This window comes from Rhizobium sp. NFR12 (genome assembly GCF_900108545.1).
Lineage (GTDB): Bacteria > Pseudomonadota > Alphaproteobacteria > Rhizobiales > Rhizobiaceae > Neorhizobium > Neorhizobium soli.
Genome location: NZ_FNWM01000006.1, coordinates 54,963 through 72,737, shown reverse-complemented (window position 1 = coordinate 72,737; position 17,775 = coordinate 54,963). Strand labels below are relative to the sequence as shown.

General features: G+C 60.2%; 16 protein-coding genes. 9 read left to right on the top strand and 7 right to left on the bottom strand.

The window, feature by feature from the left end; all coding sequences use genetic code 11:
* Positions 1 to 605: 605 nt before the first annotated feature.
* Together BLW69_RS20750 and BLW69_RS20745 are read right to left on the bottom strand one after the other, a co-directional pair.
* Positions 606 to 1,736 carry a M24 family metallopeptidase gene (locus BLW69_RS20750; RefSeq protein ID WP_092664843.1) on the bottom strand — a complete coding sequence of 377 codons (1,131 nt, stop codon included), beginning with the start codon at positions 1,734 to 1,736 and terminating at the stop codon, positions 606 to 608.
* 40 nt (positions 1,737 to 1,776) lie between these two features.
* Positions 1,777 to 2,478 (bottom strand): type 1 glutamine amidotransferase, encoded by a 702-nt coding sequence (locus BLW69_RS20745; RefSeq protein WP_092664840.1) that lies wholly within the window; start codon positions 2,476 to 2,478, stop codon positions 1,777 to 1,779.
* A gap of 127 nt (positions 2,479 to 2,605) precedes the next feature.
* Between BLW69_RS20745 and BLW69_RS20740 the strand changes: the two genes are divergently transcribed.
* The gene (locus tag BLW69_RS20740; RefSeq protein ID WP_092664838.1) at positions 2,606 to 3,376 is read left to right on the top strand and encodes a LamB/YcsF family protein; all 771 of its coding nucleotides are present in this window, start codon (positions 2,606 to 2,608) and stop codon (positions 3,374 to 3,376) included.
* Positions 3,377 to 3,576: 200 nt separating this feature from the next.
* Here BLW69_RS20740 and BLW69_RS20735 read toward each other — a convergent pair whose 3' ends face one another.
* Genes BLW69_RS20735 through BLW69_RS20715 form a run of 5 tightly spaced genes read right to left on the bottom strand, consistent with a single transcriptional unit; the run spans position 3,577 to position 8,246 of the window.
* Entirely contained in the window at positions 3,577 to 4,515 is a 939-nt protein-coding gene (locus BLW69_RS20735) for a 5-oxoprolinase subunit C family protein (protein WP_092664837.1), read from the bottom strand.
* Complete coding sequence (gene pxpB / locus BLW69_RS20730) at positions 4,512 to 5,297, bottom strand: 5-oxoprolinase subunit PxpB (RefSeq protein ID WP_092664835.1); 786 nt, start codon at positions 5,295 to 5,297, stop codon at positions 4,512 to 4,514. The genes BLW69_RS20735 and pxpB overlap by 4 nt, the downstream gene beginning before the upstream one ends.
* A 23-nt stretch (positions 5,298 to 5,320) precedes the next feature.
* Positions 5,321 to 6,274, bottom strand: a complete 954-nt coding sequence (locus tag BLW69_RS20725; protein WP_092664832.1) for an NAD(P)-dependent oxidoreductase — start codon at positions 6,272 to 6,274, stop codon at positions 5,321 to 5,323.
* A 2-nt stretch (positions 6,275 to 6,276) separates the two neighbouring features.
* Positions 6,277 to 7,590 carry a hydantoinase/carbamoylase family amidase gene (locus tag BLW69_RS20720; RefSeq protein ID WP_092664829.1) on the bottom strand — a complete coding sequence of 438 codons (1,314 nt, stop codon included), beginning with the start codon at positions 7,588 to 7,590 and terminating at the stop codon, positions 6,277 to 6,279.
* On the bottom strand, positions 7,587 to 8,246 hold the full coding sequence (locus tag BLW69_RS20715) for a GntR family transcriptional regulator (protein WP_092664826.1): 660 nt from the start codon (positions 8,244 to 8,246) through the stop codon (positions 7,587 to 7,589). The genes BLW69_RS20720 and BLW69_RS20715 overlap by 4 nt, the downstream gene beginning before the upstream one ends.
* Positions 8,247 to 8,475: 229 nt before the next feature.
* Here BLW69_RS20715 and BLW69_RS20710 point away from each other — a divergent pair, with 229 nt between their 5' ends.
* The 8 genes from BLW69_RS20710 to BLW69_RS20675 all read left to right on the top strand — a co-directional run bounded on the left by BLW69_RS20710 (position 8,476) and on the right by BLW69_RS20675 (position 17,774).
* Positions 8,476 to 9,645: a M24 family metallopeptidase gene (locus tag BLW69_RS20710; RefSeq protein WP_092664823.1), complete on the top strand. Its 1,170-nt coding sequence runs from the start codon at positions 8,476 to 8,478 to the stop codon at positions 9,643 to 9,645.
* Positions 9,646 to 9,724: 79 nt separating this feature from the next.
* A complete protein-coding gene (locus BLW69_RS20705) occupies positions 9,725 to 11,287 on the top strand; it encodes an ABC transporter substrate-binding protein (protein WP_092664820.1) in 1,563 nt (520 codons plus the stop codon).
* A 4-nt stretch (positions 11,288 to 11,291) separates the two neighbouring features.
* On the top strand, positions 11,292 to 12,242 hold the full coding sequence (locus BLW69_RS20700; protein ID WP_092664817.1) for an ABC transporter permease: 951 nt from the start codon (positions 11,292 to 11,294) through the stop codon (positions 12,240 to 12,242).
* Entirely contained in the window at positions 12,235 to 13,056 is an 822-nt protein-coding gene (locus BLW69_RS20695; RefSeq protein ID WP_092664816.1) for an ABC transporter permease, read from the top strand. Before BLW69_RS20700 ends, BLW69_RS20695 begins: the two co-directional genes overlap by 8 nt.
* Positions 13,053 to 14,735 carry a dipeptide ABC transporter ATP-binding protein gene (locus tag BLW69_RS20690; RefSeq protein WP_092664813.1) on the top strand — a complete coding sequence of 561 codons (1,683 nt, stop codon included), beginning with the start codon at positions 13,053 to 13,055 and terminating at the stop codon, positions 14,733 to 14,735. The genes BLW69_RS20695 and BLW69_RS20690 overlap by 4 nt, the downstream gene beginning before the upstream one ends.
* A complete protein-coding gene (locus BLW69_RS20685) occupies positions 14,732 to 15,946 on the top strand; it encodes a M24 family metallopeptidase (RefSeq protein WP_092664810.1) in 1,215 nt (404 codons plus the stop codon). The genes BLW69_RS20690 and BLW69_RS20685 overlap by 4 nt, the downstream gene beginning before the upstream one ends.
* Positions 15,947 to 15,986: 40 nt before the next feature.
* Positions 15,987 to 16,772, top strand: coding sequence for an SDR family oxidoreductase (locus BLW69_RS20680; RefSeq protein WP_092664808.1), 786 nt, complete (start codon positions 15,987 to 15,989; stop codon positions 16,770 to 16,772).
* 63 nt (positions 16,773 to 16,835) lie between these two features.
* Entirely contained in the window at positions 16,836 to 17,774 is a 939-nt protein-coding gene (locus BLW69_RS20675) for a dihydrodipicolinate synthase family protein (protein WP_092664805.1), read from the top strand.
* Position 17,775 lies beyond the last annotated feature (1 nt).

Genomic DNA, 17,775 nt, shown 5'->3' with positions numbered 1-17,775 from the left:
TTTCCACCGTTTGTTGAGCGTGTCTAAAAGCATTCGAAAACCTGTCATTCAACTATACGCTTCTAGCATCTTTTCGCAGTATGCTCCACCAGTTTCATACAGATGGAAGACGTCGGCGTAGCCCCTGCGTTCCCGCAAGCCCTTACCGGCGCGTAGTCGCCTACTTCCCTCGTCAGACAGCCAGATTTAATTCGCCGCCCGTTCCACAGCCTTTTTGAGCATGGACCGGTCTTCATTAGGAAACAGGGTTTTAGCAAGCGTTAGCCGGTTGCCGGCACTGATCTTCGGCGCGTCGAAGCGAGGATCAGCGAGAGGTTTGCCGACAATTGGAGTGAAACGAATTTTTTCTTCCGCCTCCCGCTCCTTCGCATCTTCCTCCGCATTCGAGCGAAGGTATCGGAAATTGTCGTTATGCCACTTAAACTATCTGGCTAACCTGTCGCCGGTTCGATTCCTGTCAAGGCGAAGTTAATCTTTGCACATGCTCGCACACGAGTGCCGGTGTGGTGGTTCCCTAAGCGCGAGCAATAGCTCAAGACGAGTCATTGAGCATACTCGCCCGTGCGAAACACCTTTAAGCACATTCGTAAAGCTACGATGATCGGTCACTTTACGAAGAGCTGGCGGGGGAACTTGGTGAGTTTCTCGTAACCGGTTTCGGTGACCGTGATGGTCTCTGACATGCCGAAACCGCGAGCGAGGACGTAGGTGTGGAAGGTCTGTCCGGGTTCGAACACCCAGGTGCTGTTCATAGAGGATTCCAGCGGCTCGCCACCATTCGGCTGCAGAAGTAAGCCTACGGAATAGAAGGTCTTGTTCGTGTAATTCTCGCGCAGGCCCGACGAAAGCACGCCATCGCGATAGATCGAATCGGGCACGCGCACGGAAACGCCCGGCTTCACTTCACGAATAGCTGCGTCCTGAATAGCGATCAGCTGTTCTACCACCCTGTAATCGTCATCCTGAACCGGTCCAACCCGGATCGGGCGCATGAAGCGGGCGTGGTAGTGTTTAACATTCGGCGTCGTCTCGATCTGGACGATGTCGCCGGCCTCAAGCACGCGGTCTGAATAGCCTCCATGCAGATGGAAAGCGCGTTCACCCGATGACATTACACCCGGGCCTGGAAGGTCGGAACCAGCCCGGATCATTGCGCCGCAGATTTCGGCTGCCATTTCGCGTTCGGTGACGCCGACGGCCGCACTGTCGATTGCCGCCTGCATGCCGGCTTCGGCAGCTTTCGCGGCGCGGCGCTGATAGGCGATTTCAGCGGGCGACTTGATCAGGCGCATTTGGGGCGCCATTAAGCTTTCATCCTGCCAGATGACCCCAGGGAGCGCCGATTTCAGGTATTCGTAACGGCCGGCCGACAGAGGCCACGCGGACAGCTCGATGCCGAGCTTGGCGCTCTTGCCGATACGGCTTTCGATCGCACCTGCGGCAACCGCCATGCGGTCGTCGCTGTCGGTCCACATCACCCGGTCCGAAAAGACGCAGGTGCTGTCGAGATAATATTCCTCGACATCGCGGCAGAACAGGGTCGGCTCGCCTTCGGCCGGGATAATTGCGAATTGCAGCGTGCCATAGGCGCGGGTGAAATAGCCGGTGAGCCAAGTGACGGTTTCCGGCAGGAAGGCCACAAGACCATCTAGCTGTTTTTTCTTCAGCTCGGCCTGGACGCGGGTGAGGCGGGACTGAAATTCCTGGCGTTCGAACCAGTAGGCGGGCGTTACCATCGTTCTTCCTCGATCGGATATTCTGGCGGATGTTTTGAAATCAGGCGTTCTGGACCAGTTCCGCAAAGCGGGTCAGCATGGTCTTGGCCTCGGCGGCCTCGTGCGCCTGCGCCTTGAGGTCGTCTATATCAGCGCCGTCGAGTACCATCCGGTCGCGGTTTTCTTCGAACCAGATGACGGCCTGCGCCTTGGTGACTTCCGGATGGCCCTGGATGCCCCAAATATCTTTGTCCCTGTAACGCCAGATATGGTTGGGGCAGTCGTCAGAATAGGCAAGCACGGTCATATCCGGATGCTCGGCTTTCACCTCGTCATTGTGCCAGACGAACATGTAGGTGCTATCGACCAGATCACGGCAAAGCTTGTCCGTGCCCGCCGCTTCAGTGAGCGGCAGATCCTTGTAGGCGATCTCGCACGAAGTGCGGCGGAACACCTGGTCCCGGCCGCAGAGCGCGGATGCCAGGATCTGGCTGCCGAAGCAGATGCCGAGCATGGGGATTTCGAGTTCTGCTGCTTCGCGGATCAGATCGTGTTCGCGCAGAATGAAGGGCACGTCCTCATAGGCGCCATGCGGGCTGCCGGAAAGAAAGATTCCGTCGTAACCCTTCAGCGTTTCAGGGAACTGGCCGTCATAAGCCCAGTAACGCTCGACTTGCAGACCCCAGGCCTCGAACCGGTCGTCGAGTTTTGCAATGGACTGCAACTTGCGCCCATTGCCGAGATAAAGAAGCCGTCCCGTCATGTCATTCCTCATTTTCGAAATCAGAAGACCAGCGGTATACCAATGGTCTTTATGGCGCAATCGGGAAATAATGGCATTTTGCGGCTGCTTTGCTACGTATCTGACAAGAAGTACAAAAGGGGAAGCAATGCGTATCGATCTCAATTCCGACCTTGGGGAAGGTTACGGCCCCTGGACGATGGGCGATGATGCGGCGATGCTCGACATCGTCAGCACGGCCAATATCGCCTGCGGTTTCCATGCCGGCGATCCCGAGATCATGCGGGCTACGGTGCGACTTGCGAAGGAACGTGGCGTCGCCTTCGGCGCGCATCCCGGCTATATGGACCTGATCGGTTTCGGCCGCCGCCGGTTACCGGGGTTGAGTATTTCCGAGATCGAAACGCTGGTTGCCTATCAGGTCGGCGCGCTGGCTGCGGTCGCGGCGCTCGAAAGCCATCCGATGACGCATGTGAAGACCCATGGGGCGCTCGGCAATGTCTGTGCCGATGACGATGGCATGGCGCTTGCCGTCGGCCGGGCCATCAAGGCCGTCGATCCGAAACTTGCCTTCATGGTGATGCCGGGAACGGCAACCGCGCGGGCCGCGGAAAAACTGGGGCTGACGTCGATCAACGAGATTTACGCCGACCGCACCTATGCGGACAGTTTTAACCTTTCTCCACGTTCCAAACCGGGTTCGGTGATCCACGATCCCGAACTTCTTGTGAAAAGGGTGATCGAGATGGTTTCGGAAGGATGCCTCACATCGACATCCGGCAAGCAGCTGGAAGTGCCGATCGGGTCGGTCTGCGTGCATGGCGATACGCCCGGTGCAGTGACGATGGCAAGGCAGTTGCGCGTAGCGCTTGAAAAGGCCGGGTGGACGATCGGCTCGTCGATTCATCCGAAGGCCTGATCAAAGCGGGCCGCGCTGCGCGCAATCCCATCCTAAGACCGCCGGCACGGTTCGAAGACTTCACCGCCGTTATCCTCGGGCTTGTCCCGAGGATCTGCATTCGTTTGATACAGTTGACGTAGTTAGATCCTCGGCTCAAGTCCAAGGACGACTGAGCCGCCTGAAGGAAGGCCTTTCATCAACTGAGAAGGGCGGTCAGCCTATTTCTCCGTGAGGCCGAAGATCACCGCGGAAAGCCGGTCCTTTGCATGGATTGCCAGTTCTTCGGCCACATCGGCTGAGATTTTCCGGAACATGAAGTCTCGACCCGCCGGTAGTTGTGCCAGGCGCGCGAGTTCGAATGACGCGACGGTGGCGATCTTCGGGTAACCTCCGGTCGTCTGGCTATCGGCTGTTAGAACGATCGGCTTGCCAGAACCCGGCACCTGGATGGAGCCGACGACGGTGGCATCCGAAACGATATCGTGGCCTTTGAATGCGCTGAGGGCCGGACCATCGAGGACCATCGCCATCCGGTCGCGTGATGTGGTGGTCCGATAGGGCTGACGCAGGAATGTTTTCCAGGCACTCTCCTCAAAATAGTCGTCCTGCGGGCCGGGAATGACCGCGATCGGAGCATTTCCGCGCAGATAAGGCGTGCCCAGCATGCGGGGCTTGAGTTCTCCGGTCTCGCCGAGGGGCAATATATCGCCTGAGGAAAGTACCCTGCCATCCAGCCCGCCGAGAGCGGTTCTCAAATGGGTCGAGCGGCTGCCGAGCACTTCTGGAATGGTGATGCCGCCGGAGATGGCGAGATAGCCCCAGACGGCGCCGCGGAGAGGGCCGATCGTCAGCGTTTCGCCTGCCTTAAGAAGATAGCTCTCCCAGGTGGGAACCGCCTTTGCGGCAATGTCTACTGCGCAGCGTCCACCGGTGACGGCGACAAGCACGTCCCGATCTGTCGTGAACGTGCCGCCCATCAGGGCGAATTCGATAGCGGCCGCTCCCGGGTCGTTGCCAACCAGAGCGTTGGCAATGGCATGGGCGTCACGGTCCATTGCCCCTGAGGTCGAGACACCGCGTGCGCGAAAACCGTAACGGCCGTCGTCCTGCACCGACATCAGAGGCCCGGAGCGATGAATGGAAAGGACAGCGGTCATCGGACGAGCTCCCTCAGCCTCGCGGTTCCGGCGGCGACCTGTGCGTCCAGATCCCGTGCCTCTTCCATATCAATGCTGCGGAACGTGATCCTGTCGCCAGCTCTCAGAAGAAAAGCTTCGGTGCGGGCGGGATCGAAGAGCTTGAACGGGGTGCGGCCGATAAAGCGCCAGCCGCTCGGGCCGGGCACGGAATTGATGCTCGACTGGCGGCCGCCGATACCGATGCCACCGGCCTCGATCCGCTGGCGCGGCACGGCAAGCCGCGGGGTGTGCAGGATTTCCGGCAAGCCGCCGAGATAGGCGAAGCCCGGTGCGAAGCCGATCATGTAAACCCGGTATTCGGCCGAGGAATGCAAGGCGATCACATCGGCTTCGGCGATGTTCTTCAGCTGGGCGATTTCATCGAGATCGGCCTGATGTTCGCCGCCGTAAAACACCGGGAATTCGAGCGGGCGTCCGGTGTCCGGTGCGGCAGCGTCTCGTGCCGCGCGTTGCAGCAGCTGCTCGCCGAGAGCAGCACCGCGTACGATCTTCGGGTCGTAGAAAACGGTCAGCGAGCGATAGGTCGGGATCGTCTCCAGAATGCCGTCGATTGGCGCGTCGGCAAGCGATGCATCGAGCGACAGGACCTTGAGATTGGCGGCCTCGCTCACCGTATCGGAAAACTCAATCCCGATGGCGCTATCGCCGCAGCGAAGGATGCGCGGATAGGAAATCTCGGTGATCGTTTCTGGGCCGGATCTTGAGCTTGATCTGGGGCAGGAGCGGGTTGTAACAGGCATGTCTTCAATCTACCATGTGGTGATCAGGTGCAGGTGGCCGGAACCCGATCGATGGCTGAAAGTTCGGCCAGCACTTTACTGGCGACCTGTATGCCTGTCTTTTCCAGCGCCTCGTCCGTCGAACCACCGATATGGGGAGTTAGCACAAGATTCGGGCAGTCGAGTAGGGGATGGCCGGAACTAATCGGCTCGGTCGCCAGCACGTCGAGCCCGGCACCGGCAATGACGCCTCCCTTCAGCGCAATGACGAGTGCATCTTCGTCGATTAGCGCGCCGCGGGCGGTGTTGATCAGGATGCCGTTTTTGCCGATCAGCGATAGGCGGCGAGCATCGAAAAGCGGTTCCGCCTCAGGGATGCCGTGCAGCGAGACGATGTCCGACCATTCGCAGAGGCTGTCGAGGTTCGGCAGGAGCGTAATGCCCTGCTGCCGAAGTTCTTCCTCCGGCGTGAAGCGCGACACGGTGGCAACCTCCATGCCAAATGCCTGGCCTAAGCGCGCGACGAGTTTTGCGATATGGCCGTAACCGAACAGGCCGAGACGGCGGCCGGAAAGCTCGAAGGTACGGTGATGCTGGCGGAAAAGCGTGTCACCGGTGCGCGAGGCGTTGTCGGCGGCGATCAGTGAGCGCGAACAGGCAAGCGCCAGGCCTATCACCAGTTCAGCAACCGACTGGGAATTGGCGCCCGGCGTGTTGTGCAGCGGGATGCCGCGTGCGGAAAGCGAAGGCTTGTGCACCTTGTCGGTACCGGTGCCATGAACGCCGACGACCTGCAGACTCGGGGCAGCCTCGATCTCGCGGGCAGACAGGCCGTGATTGCGGGTTATCACCGCCGTTGCAACGGCAAGATAGGGCTCGAGATCGGCAAAGGCTGTGGAGGGGGCAATGTGGACGTTAAGCCCTGTTTCCTCCAGCATGCGGATGGCGCTTTTAGCGATCGGCTGGACGATGAGGCAGTCACAACGGATATCGGACATGATCAGACTTCCAATGGCGGGTCGAGGCAGAGCGCAGAAACGAGCCTCGCTGCCTCGGTGAAGTCGGCAATCTCCATCTGCTCGTCCGGATTATGGCTGCCATTGGCATTGCGGATAAAGACCATCCCGGTCGGCACGCCCGCATCGGCAAATACAGCTGCATCATGGCCCGCACCGCAGGCCATGGTCTGAGCCTCGATACCGTGCTCCTTTGCCAATCTGGCGAGCGAGGAGACAATAGCCTCGTCCATCTTCGCCGCTTTGCTGTCGGTTAAACGGCCTAGTTCGAATTTGACGCGATGTTCCGCCTCGATGCGGGTGACCGTATTGGAGACGACGGCCTGCATCTTTGAAAGCGTTTCGGGTTCCTGGCTGCGAACATCGAGCGCGAATGAGAGCTTGCCAGCGATCTTGCTGAAGGCGGCTTCCGAAGCGTCGGTCGAAAATTGGCCGAAAGTGACGACGAGATCGGCGCCCTCTGCCTGCAGCTCATCCCAAGCCTTGTCGAGTTCGACGACCAGAGCCGATGCTGCGAGCACGGCGTCGCTGCGGTATTCGCGCGGCGTGGCGCCCGAATGGGCATAAAAACCGATGCATTTGGCTTCGCGATAACGGAACGAACCGCGAATGCCGGTGACGATGCCGATCGGGATCTGCTTTTCGACCAGAACCGGACCCTGCTCGATATGCGCCTCGATGAACATGGCGATGTTTTCCGGGTCGAGCCAGGATTTTCCCGAGCGGAGGAATTCCGTGTCGCCGCCGGCGGCATCGATGGCAGCGCCGAGCGAGATCTGGTCGGAGGAGCGCTTGACCTTGTCGAGTTCGCTGCCTGTCAACCGGCCAAGTGCGGAGCGGCTGCCGATATAGGAAGCACCAAACCAGGTGCTTTCCTCTGCGCGAATTGCCATGACGGTGATATCGCGTGGCGGGCGGATGCCAGCAAGGACGTAACCGGAGACGACCGAGAGGCCGAGAAGCACGCCGGCAGCACCGTCGAAATTGCCGCCCATAGGTACGGAATCGAGATGCGACCCGATGAATATGCCCGGACCATCCTCGCGTCCCTTCATCGTCATGTAGAGATTGCAGCCGGGATCGGTCTTCACTTCAAGACCGAGCTTGTGCGCCTCGCGGCGCACCATGTCATGGGCGATCTGTTCGCCGAGTCCATAGGATGTACGGGTGATGCCGCGATTGGTGCCGGTGCGGCGCCTCAACTCATCGAACAGCCGTTCGGCAAGCGCTATATCGACCGGGGCAGAATTGCTGCGCGAAAGCTTCTCAGCCTGCACACCCTTTGCAAATACTGTCATGTGCGGGTCAGTCTCCCGATAATGCTGTCTTTGACGCGATCAAGATGCTGGCGCATCAGCTTGGCTGCGTCATCGCCGCGGCCTTCGCGCAACGCGCCGACGATATCCAGATGTTCGCGGCAGGTCGCCTCGAACCGTTCCGGCATGCTTCTCAGGTCGAAAATCTGGGTCTGGCGACGCAGCGTGCGGATGATCTGCGCCAGTTGTGGATTGCCAGCGCAATCGCCGATGCCGCCGTGCAGCCGGTCGTCGACATCGCGGACCGAACCGCGATCCGGCTTGCCTTCGCCGTCTTCCGGTTTTCCGAGCAGGGTTTTCAGGTCTGCTTCGAGGTCGTCGAGAGCGGCGGCAGACATGCGACCGGCGGCAAGCCGGGCGGCCTCGGGTTCCAGAAGCTGGCGGATCTGCAGCGCGTCCATATAATCCTCGATGCGCATCTGCTTGACCTGGAGGCCACGGCTGCCCTGGCGGATCAGCAGGCCTTCGCTTTCGAGCATTAGTAGTGCATCGCGGATCGGCGTGCGCGACATGTTGAGGATTTCCGCCAAGCGGCGTTCGGTCACCATCGTGCCCGGCTGCGCAACCCCGGTAAGGATCAGGTTCAATATCTGTTCGTAGGCCTGAAGCGCCAGCCGTTTATCGGTTTCAATTAGCATAAATATTCAGTCCCTCCCTTGCGGAGACCACGTCAAATATCTGTCTGGTGCCACACGCTTTGGCAGTTGTAACCAGATTCTACGCCCAGTGGGTGTCTATCTTCCGCAATCGTTCTCGCTTGTCTCGTAATTATTGTATTCCTCTGGTTGACGAGTGGTATACCAAACCGTAGGGTGAGGCAATAACGAGCTTTGCTGATCTTGCCGAAAGGACACATCCGTGAGTGCCATGCCGCAACCGACCCTCCCCTTTTCCAAGGAGGAGCATCTGCAGCGACAGGACCGGCTTCGAGCCGAACTCGCGGCGCGCGGCGTCGAAGCCATGCTCGTGTTTGCGCAGGAAAGCATGTACTGGCTGACCGGCTATGACACCGGCGGCTTCGTCTATTACCAGTGCCTGGTCGTGCCGACCGATGGCCGCCAGCCGGTTCTTCTGACCCGCCGCCCTGATCTGGTTCAGGCAAAACAGACGAGCATCATCGAGGACATCCGCATCTGGTGGGACGCCGAGGACGCCAATCCGGCTGCCGACCTGAAGGTCATTCTTGAAGAGCTCCGTCTTGGCGGAAAAAAGATCGCCATCGAGCTGAACACCCACGGCCTGACCGGCTGGAACCTCTATCGCACGCAGCAGACGATCGGCAACTGGTGCGAGCTGGAAGACGACCGTCACCTGATCCGCTGGCTGCGTGTGTGCAAGTCGCCGGCCGAGATCGAATATACCCGCAAGGCCGCCCGCATTCTGGATGACTCGCTGAATGCCGTGATCGCCGCCGCGCGTCCGGGCATTCTCGACAGCGACCTGAAGGCCACTTACCTGACCTCGATCCTCGGCCAGGGCGCTGACATGCCGCCGAATGCGCCGCTGTTCAATTCCGGCCCGCGTGCAGTCTATGGCCGCGGCGTTTCGGATCCGCGCCGGCTGGAAGAACAGGACCAGATCCTCGTCGAGTATCCGGTTGCCTATCGCCGTTACAACGTGAAGACCGAGTGGACGATCGTGTTCGGAAAAGTCTCTGATGCGCATCGCAAGATGTACGATGTCGGCATGGAGACGCTGCATAGGATGACGGAGATCGCGCGTCCCGGCACGACGCTCGGCGAAATCTTCGACGTTTATGCCAATGGTCTCGACAATGGCGGTTACAAGCGCGCCCGTTACGGCGCGACCGGCTATTCAGTGGGCTGCACGTTCGCGCCGACCAGCATGGACGTGCCGCCGATGATCTATTCCGGCAACCCGACCGTCTGTCAGCCGGGCATGACGCTGTTCTACCATGTGATGAACGGCGACAGCGACACCGGACTTGCAATGGGCGTGGGCCACACGCTGCTCGTCACCGACGGCGCGCCGGAGGTACTGACCGGATTGCCCGACGAGCTGACAGTGATCAGCTGACGGGCCAAGGAATAAAGCCGGGACAACCAAAAAAATACTGCCGTCCGGCTTACGTCAAAAACAAATCAGAGGGCACAAGATGACAAGTTTCATGATTTCCCGCCGCAGCGTGATGATGGGTCTCGCCAGCGGCCTTGCCGCGACCGCACTCATTCCCGGCATCGACATGTCCGAGGCGCTGGCTGCCGATACGCCGAAGGCCGGCGGCACGCTGAAGATCAGCCACTCGACGCGTATCGCAACGCTGAACGTGCTCAACTGCTCCGGTCCTGCCGAATATCCGGTCGTCGACATGCTCTATTCGGGCCTGACCCGCATGGGTCCCGACAACAAGCCGATGGCCGATCTCGCCGAGCGCTGGGAAGGCAGTGAAGACGCCAAGATCTTCACCTTCTACCTACGCAACGGCATCGTCTTCCACGACGGCACGCCTTGCACCGCCGATGACGTCGTCGCCACCTTCCAGGCGATCCTCAACCCCGACATTCCGGCCGCCGCCCGTTCCGTCCTCAACATGATCGAGAAGATCGAGGCCGTCGACGCGACGACGGTCAAGTTCTCGCTGAAGACGCCGTTTGCCGACCTGCCGATCTCGACGGCACATGCTAATGCCCGCATCGTCTCCAAGGTCGCCCTATCCGGCCCGCGCGAAAAGCTGGACACGACCGCCAACGGCACCGGCCCGTTCAAGCTCGAGACCTATGACAGCGCCCGCATGGTGCGCCTCGTCAAGAACGAGAACTATTTCATCAAGGGCAAGCCTTACCTCGACGGTATCGACATGATGCTATTCCCAGATCTGGCTGCCGAAAGCGCGAACTTCCTGTCCGGCGCAGTTGACGTCATGCTGGTCGTCCAGCAGGCGGATTTCCAGCGTATCGCCGATGCGACCGGCATCACGGCACAGCGCATTCCGTCGGGCCGTTTCGTCAACATCACCATGCGTCAGGACCAAAAACCCTTCGACGATGTGCGGGTGCGCAAGGCGCTCGCCATGTCGGTCGATCGCCCGACGCTGGTCGATCTCGTGCTTGAAGGCCTCGGCCGCCCGGCCTATGATAACCTCGTGTCGCCGGAATTCCCCTATGCAATCGAAACGCCTGAGATCGCCTACGATCCGGCCGGTGCCAAGAAGCTGCTTGCGGAAGCCGGTTATCCCGACGGCATCAAGATCAAGCTCGTCGCGTCCAACCGCCCGGCAATCCGGGCACAGGTGGCAATCGCGCTGAAGCAGATGGCGCTGCCCGCGGGATTCAACATCGAAGTCGAGACCATGCCGCACGACACCTATCTGGCCAATGTGTGGATGAAGGGTCAGTTCTACATGGGCTATTGGGGCATGCAGGCCACCGAAGACGCTACGTTCAACCTGCTGCTGACCTCTAATGCATCCTACGAGGACACAGCCTGGAAAAATGCCGATTTTGACAAGCTTGTCGCCGATGCCCGCGCCACCGTCGACCCGGCCGCGCGCAAGGAACTGTACGCCCAGGCTCAGCAGCTGCAGCTCGACGAGACGCCTTATATCGTGCCGATCTTCGAAGACATTCTGACGGCCAGCGGAAAGGGCGCAGAGGATTGGACGATCGCGCCTATGTCCCGCTACTACTACGCCGAGAATGTCTGGCTGAACAAGGCCTGATCGCATGAGCCGGGGCTATCTCATCCGCCGCTTGCTAGCCGTTTTCCTGGTGCTGGCGATCGTAACCTTTGCAGTGTTCGCCATCACGACAATGCTGCCGGGCAACGCAGCGATCATGATCCTGGGTGAATATGCCACCCCGGACGCGGTTGCCGCACTCGAAAAGCAGCTGCATCTGGATCAGCCCTGGTACACGCAATATCTGACCTGGGTCGCCGGCATTCTGCGCGGCGATCTGGGGACATCCCTGCGTCTGTCTCTGCCGGTGACCCAAGTCGTCGGTGAGGCATTCGCGAACTCCGCGATGCTGGCATTGACGGCGCTCGTCGTCGTCACCATTACCGCCATTCCGCTCGGCGCGCTTGCCGCGATCAAGCGGGGCACCGCGATGGATCTGGCGCTCGGTCTGTTCAGCTATCTCGGCACCTGCCTTCCGGAATTCGTCACCGCAACGCTGTTGCTGGTCGTCTTCGCGGCACCGAACCACGGACTTTTCCCGGCTGGGGGTTTTGTCGCTCCGTGGGAAAATCTTGCAGGGTTCGGCGCTCATGTAGTTCTCCCAGCGGCAACGCTTGGACTCGTGCTGATGGCCCATATCGCCAGGCAGGTCCGTTCCGAAATGTCTGAAGTGCTGTCTTCCGACTATATTCGCGCCGCACGTCTCAAAGGCCTAACCGAGAGACGGGTGATCCGCCGGCACGCGCTGCCAAACTCGCTGGCGCCGGCCGTTGCGGTCATCTCGCTCGATATCGGCTACCTGCTCGGCGGCATCATCGTCGTCGAGGAAATCTTTGCCTGGCCGGGTCTTGGACGCCTGTTGATATACGCGCTGGAAAACCGCGACCTACCCGTCATCCAGGCGGTGACCCTGCTTCTCGCGGCCGTGTACGCTTTGTCCAACCTTCTGTCGGACATCGTCATTGCCCTTCTCGACCCGAGGGTGCGTTATGCGTAATTTCTTCTCCACCCCCACGGCCATCGTCGGCACGGTACTGCTCACGCTCGTCTGTTTTGCCGCAGTCTTCGGCCCGATGATCGCTCCCTACGATCCACAAGCGTTCGATCCGCTGAACCGGCTTCAAGGACCCTCGATCGCCCATCTTTTCGGCACCGACCAGTTCGGCCGCGACCTTCTTTCGCGCATCCTCACGGGCGCGCCATCGACAGTTGCCTTCGGTGTCGGAGCGACATTTCTCGGTGTCGGCATAGGTTCGATCATTGGCGTTGTCGCCGGTGTTTCCGGTGGATGGGTTGATTCGACGATTATGCGCATTCTCGATGGACTTCTGGCAGTTCCGGACCTGCTATTCACGCTTCTGATCGTCACCATTCTGGGCGGTGGCATGGAACACGCCATGCTGGCCGTTTCGATCGCCTTTGCGCCGGGCATGGCCCGCATCTCACGAAGCGCTGTGCTCTCTGTCCGTACCCGTGACTATGTACGGGCTGCGGTGGCCCGCGGTGAGTCCGGCGTTTATATCGTCACATGTGAAGTGCTCCCGAATGCTTTGAGTCCCATCGTCGTGGAAGCCACGATCCGCGTTTCCTTCGCGATCATGATCGGCGCAACGCTCGGCTTCCTCGGTCTTGGCGCCCAGCCGCCGAGCACGGAATGGGGCCTCATGGTCGCAGAAGCCCGCCAGTTCATGTTCCGCAATCCGTGGTGTGTTGCAATCCCTGGCTTTGCGATTGCCATCGCTGCCCTCGGTTTCAACCTTTTTGGCGACGCCCTGCGTGACGCCCTCGATCCCAAGAGGAGCCACGGATGAGCTTACAGACCGCGACCCAGGATGTAATCACAGCCGCCGAAAAGCCGGCTTTGTCAATCATCGACTACTCGCTTGCCTACAATACCGCGAACGGCCTCGTATCGGCACTGAAGAACATCGACCTGACCATTCCGAAGGGAAAAACTGTTGGACTTGTCGGTGAATCCGGTTCCGGCAAGTCGTCGATGGCGTGGTCGATCATGCGCTACCTGTCGCCAAATGCAGTCGAGACGGGCGGCGCGATCCGGCTGGCCGGCCAGGAACTGCTCGACTACACGCCCTATCAGATGATGGACATTCGCGGCCGGCGCATGGCCATGGTTTTTCAGGACCCCTCGACCGCGCTTAATCCGACGATCCGGCTTGGCGAACAGATTGCCGAAGTGCTGATGCGCCACCGCGGACTGACCAAGGCGCAGGCCTGGGTAGAGGCGGAAGCGGCGCTTGCCCGCACCGGAATCACCCGGCCGAAGGAAATGCTGCAGCGTTTTCCGCACGAGGCATCGGGCGGCGAAAAGCAACGTGTGGTGATCGCCACCGCCTTTGCCTGCGAGCCGGAACTAATCATTTTCGACGAGCCGACCACGGCACTTGACATACTGACCGCACGGCAGATCCTCGATCTGTTCAACCAGCTGCGCGATGAAACGAATGTTTCCGCACTCTACATCTCGCACGATCTCGGGCTCGTCTCCCGCGTCGTGGATGAAGTTTCGGTGCTGCATAAGGGCGTGATCGTCGAGCGCGGTCTGGTCGGCGACGTGTTCCAAAAACCTTCGGCTCCTTACACGAAACAGCTGATCGGCGCGGTGCCGAACCCGCACCGCTGGATCGGCGTCGATGTGCCGGCCGTGCCGCAAACGCTTGTCAAACTCGATGGGATCGGCGTTCATTACGGTGCGCCGTCGAAAATTCACAAGATGTTCTGGCCGGAGGATGCGGAAAAGATCGGCTTCTGGGGCGCCAGGGACGTCAATTTCGAGGTTCGCAAGGGCGAGCTGCTCGGCGTTGTCGGCGAAAGCGGCTCGGGCAAATCGACCATCGCCAAGGTTCTCGCCGGCCTGCAGGATTTTGAGGGCAAGCTTGAATTCGACGGCAAGACGGTGGGTAGCCGCAAGGCGATCGACCGGGCCTATCGCCGCCGCGTGCAGATTGTTTTCCAGCATCCCGATGCCTCGCTCAACCCGCGCCAGAAGATCGGCACGATCATCGCCCGGCCGCTGAAACTCTACGGCGTCGTGCCGCGTGAAAAAATCAAGGAACGAATTGTCGAGCTTCTGGAAATGGTACGGCTTCCAGCTGAATACGCCGATCGTTATCCGCACCAGTTATCCGGCGGCGAAAAGCAACGCGTGGCGATTGCCCGTGCTTTTGCCGCAGAACCCGAGTTGGTCATCTGCGACGAGGTGACGGCAGCGCTCGACGTGTCGGTCCAGGCGGCGGTGGCCGAACTGCTTATCAAGTTGCAGAAAGATACAGGTGCGGCCTGCGTGTTCATCACCCATGACCTGAACCTGATTCGCCAGCTCGCCCACCGTATTGCCGTCATGCACCACGGCAAGCTGGTCGATTTCTTCGACCGGAGGGATGCCCGGTCCAACGATCGCGATCCCTATACCAAGGCGCTGCTCGACGCGGTGCCAGTTCATACGCCTGTGGAGGCTTTTGAAGTCGCATGACTATGTATGTTCCCCAGGAGTTTGCCGGTGCAACGCGCGGCGGTCGCCAGGTTCTTCTGAAGTTCAAAAAGGGTGAGTTCGACACCCGTCTGGCGGCGACCCGTCGCCGGATGCGCGAGCGCGGTCTCGATGCGCTGATCGTGTTTTCGCAGGAAAGCCATTACTGGCTGACGAGTTATGACACGGCTGGTTACGTCTTCTTCCAGGCCGGACTCGTGCTGGCCGATAATGGCAGCGACACCGTGCTTCTGACCCGCACGCCTGACCTGCGGCAAGCGAATGTCGCTTCGCTCTACGACGATGTGCGTGTCTGGCTGAATGCTGAGGATGCCAACCCGGCTAACGACCTGCGCGTGGTCATGGTCGAGAAGGGCCTTGCAGGAAAAAAGGTCGGTGTCGAATATGCGACCTATGGCCTGACCGGTGCCCATGCCCGCATGGTCGACAAGGCGCTTGATGGGTTCTGCGTCACCGAGGATGCGTCGGACATCATCCGCACAGGAAGGCTGGTGAAATCGGTAGCCGAGCTGGAACATGTGCGTATAGCGGGCAAGCTGGCGGATGCGGCTGTTCGCGCTGCGATCGATGTCACCAAACCCGGCATTCCCGACACCGTGCTCTCCGGCGCGGCACTCACCTCCATGCTTGCCGGCGGTGGCGACATTCCATCCGGTGGGCCTCTCGTCAATTCGGGATCACGCGCGCTTTACGGCCGCGGGATCGGCGGACCCCGGTTGATCGAGGAACAGGACCAGATTCTCGTCGAGCTCGCCGGTTCCCATTGCCGTTATCATGTCGTCGTCGAGCATACACTGGTGACCGGCAAGCCCGATTCCCGCCAGCTCGACATGCTGCAGGTGGCGAAAGACGCGCTCGACCAGATCAAGGATGCAGCGAGGACTGGGGCGGAACTAGGCTCGCTCGACGATATCCATCGCCGCGTGCTGGATGATGCCGGTTTTGCCAAAGCACGGTATGCGGCCTGCGGTTATGCGCTGGGCTGCACGTTCAAGCCGACCTGGATGGATGTGCCGCCGATGATCTATTCCGGCAACCCGCTGATCATGACGCCGGGCATGGTGTTTTTCGTTCATATCATGATCCCCGATGCGACGACGGGCCTGACGGCCGGCGTCGGACAGACCTTTGCGATCACCGATGGCGCGCCGGAAGTGTTCAGTGAACTTCCGGTCGAGCTTTACTGCTGCTGAGCGCAGCACTGACAATCAAGACAGACAAGAGCAGGCACTAATGGATCTTCAATTGAGCGGAAAGACCGCGCTGGTATTCGGTGCAGGCGGAGGCCTCGGCGGTGCGATCGCCAAGGTATTGGCAGCCGAAAAAGCCAGTGTCGTCGTTGCCGACATCGATCTTGCTGCAGCGGAAAAGACCGCGCAGGCGATCGAAGCCGCGGGCCACAAGGTTTTGGTGCTGCAATGGGATATCGGAGACCTGTCGGTGATCGCGGAGCGACTGGCGCTGATCAGCTCAACCTTCGGACCGGTGGATGTGCTCGTCAACAATACCGGTGGCCCGCCGCCGACTCCGGCAGCCGGTCAGGCGCCGGAGATCTGGTCGAAATATTTCGACAGCATGGTCCGCTCTGTAATCGCCGTGACGGATGCCGTTCTGCCGTCGATGCGCGAGCGTGGTTTTGGTCGTATCATCACCTCGACCTCTTCTGGTGTCGTCGCTCCCATCGCCAATCTCGGGATCTCCAACAGCCTGCGGATGGCCCTGGTCGGCTGGTCGAAGACGCTGGCGCGCGAAGTGGGCCGTGACGGGATCACTGCCAATGTCGTGCTGCCGGGCCGCATCGCCACGGGCCGCATCGTGTTTCTCGACGAGCAGAAGGCGAGGCGCGATAAACGTCCGGTGGCTGCTGTGACCAAGGAAAGCACCGGCTCCATTCCAGTCGGTCGCTACGGCGATCCGCAGGAATATGGCGATATAGTTACCTTCCTGGCGAGCCCGCGCGCATCCTATATCACCGGCTCAGTGATCCGCATCGACGGTGGCCTTCTCGCCAACATCTGATTAGAAACTAAGAGAAAAAGCTTCGGCCCCAACTGGGCAAGCATCTGCATCCGGAAGAACAACATGACATTCAGCATTGCATCCAAGGGCGTTTATGCGATCGCCGCCACGCCGTTTCACGAGAACGGCGCGATCGATTTCGAATCCGTCGATCGGCTGACTGATTTTTACGAGGAGAGCGGCTGCACCGGCATCACCATTTTGGGCATCATGGGCGAGGCGCCGAAGCTGGAAGCGGACGAAAGCCGGGCAATCATCGAGCGCGTCGTCGAGCGCGCCAGGGTGCCGGTCATTGTCGGCGTTTCGGCTCTCAGTTTTGCAGCGATGCGTTCGCTTGCCCGCAGCTCGATGGACATGGGCGCTGCCGGCGTGATGATCGCGCCGGGGCAGGGCGCAAAGACCGACGAGCAGACGATCAACTATTTCGCCGGCGCTGTGGAAGCGGTTGGTGAGGACGTGCCATGGGTGCTGCAGGATTATCCGCTGACGCTCAACACGGTGATCGCGACAAGCGTGGTCGCCAAGATCATCACCAACCATCCCTCCTGCCTGATGCTGAAGCATGAGGACTGGCCGGGTCTGGATAAGATCTCGAAGCTGCGCGCCATGCAGAAATCCGGCGAGCTGCGCGAATTCTCGATCCTCTGCGGCAATGGCGGCATGTTCCTCGATTTCGAGCCGGAGCGCGGCGCCGATGGGGCAATGACCGGCTACGGTTTCCCGGACATGCTGACCGAGCTGGTCGGGCTTTTTGCCGCTGGCAAACGCGACGAGGCGCATGACCTGTTCGACGCGCATCTGCCGCTGATCCGCTACGAGCAGCAGCTTGGCGTTGGTCTTGCTGTGCGCAAGCACGTGCTCAAGCGCCGCGGCGTGATTGCCTCCGATACACAGCGCAAGCCCGGCCAGATGCTGACACCGGCCGCCAGAGCAGAGGTGGATTATCTACTGGAGCGTGTCGCACGATACGATAATCGCGCCTCGTTTCGGCAAATTTCGTAGC

Bases quoted from the DNA above. Each gene is read 5' to 3' on its own strand.
- BLW69_RS20750 (WP_092664843.1), bottom strand. From the start codon at position 1,736: ATGGTAACGCCCGCCTACTGGTTCGAACGCCAGGAATTTCAGTCCCGC.
- BLW69_RS20745 (WP_092664840.1), bottom strand. From the start codon at position 2,478: ATGACGGGACGGCTTCTTTATCTCGGCAATGGGCGCAAGTTGCAGTCC.
- BLW69_RS20740 (WP_092664838.1), top strand. From the start codon at position 2,606: ATGCGTATCGATCTCAATTCCGACCTTGGGGAAGGTTACGGCCCCTGG.
- BLW69_RS20735 (WP_092664837.1), bottom strand. From the start codon at position 4,515: ATGACCGCTGTCCTTTCCATTCATCGCTCCGGGCCTCTGATGTCGGTG.
- pxpB (WP_092664835.1), bottom strand. From the start codon at position 5,297: ATGCCTGTTACAACCCGCTCCTGCCCCAGATCAAGCTCAAGATCCGGC.
- BLW69_RS20725 (WP_092664832.1), bottom strand. From the start codon at position 6,274: ATGTCCGATATCCGTTGTGACTGCCTCATCGTCCAGCCGATCGCTAAA.
- BLW69_RS20720 (WP_092664829.1), bottom strand. From the start codon at position 7,590: ATGACAGTATTTGCAAAGGGTGTGCAGGCTGAGAAGCTTTCGCGCAGC.
- BLW69_RS20715 (WP_092664826.1), bottom strand. From the start codon at position 8,246: ATGCTAATTGAAACCGATAAACGGCTGGCGCTTCAGGCCTACGAACAG.
- BLW69_RS20710 (WP_092664823.1), top strand. From the start codon at position 8,476: ATGCCGCAACCGACCCTCCCCTTTTCCAAGGAGGAGCATCTGCAGCGA.
- BLW69_RS20705 (WP_092664820.1), top strand. From the start codon at position 9,725: ATGACAAGTTTCATGATTTCCCGCCGCAGCGTGATGATGGGTCTCGCC.
- BLW69_RS20700 (WP_092664817.1), top strand. From the start codon at position 11,292: ATGAGCCGGGGCTATCTCATCCGCCGCTTGCTAGCCGTTTTCCTGGTG.
- BLW69_RS20695 (WP_092664816.1), top strand. From the start codon at position 12,235: ATGCGTAATTTCTTCTCCACCCCCACGGCCATCGTCGGCACGGTACTG.
- BLW69_RS20690 (WP_092664813.1), top strand. From the start codon at position 13,053: ATGAGCTTACAGACCGCGACCCAGGATGTAATCACAGCCGCCGAAAAG.
- BLW69_RS20685 (WP_092664810.1), top strand. From the start codon at position 14,732: ATGACTATGTATGTTCCCCAGGAGTTTGCCGGTGCAACGCGCGGCGGT.
- BLW69_RS20680 (WP_092664808.1), top strand. From the start codon at position 15,987: ATGGATCTTCAATTGAGCGGAAAGACCGCGCTGGTATTCGGTGCAGGC.
- BLW69_RS20675 (WP_092664805.1), top strand. From the start codon at position 16,836: ATGACATTCAGCATTGCATCCAAGGGCGTTTATGCGATCGCCGCCACG.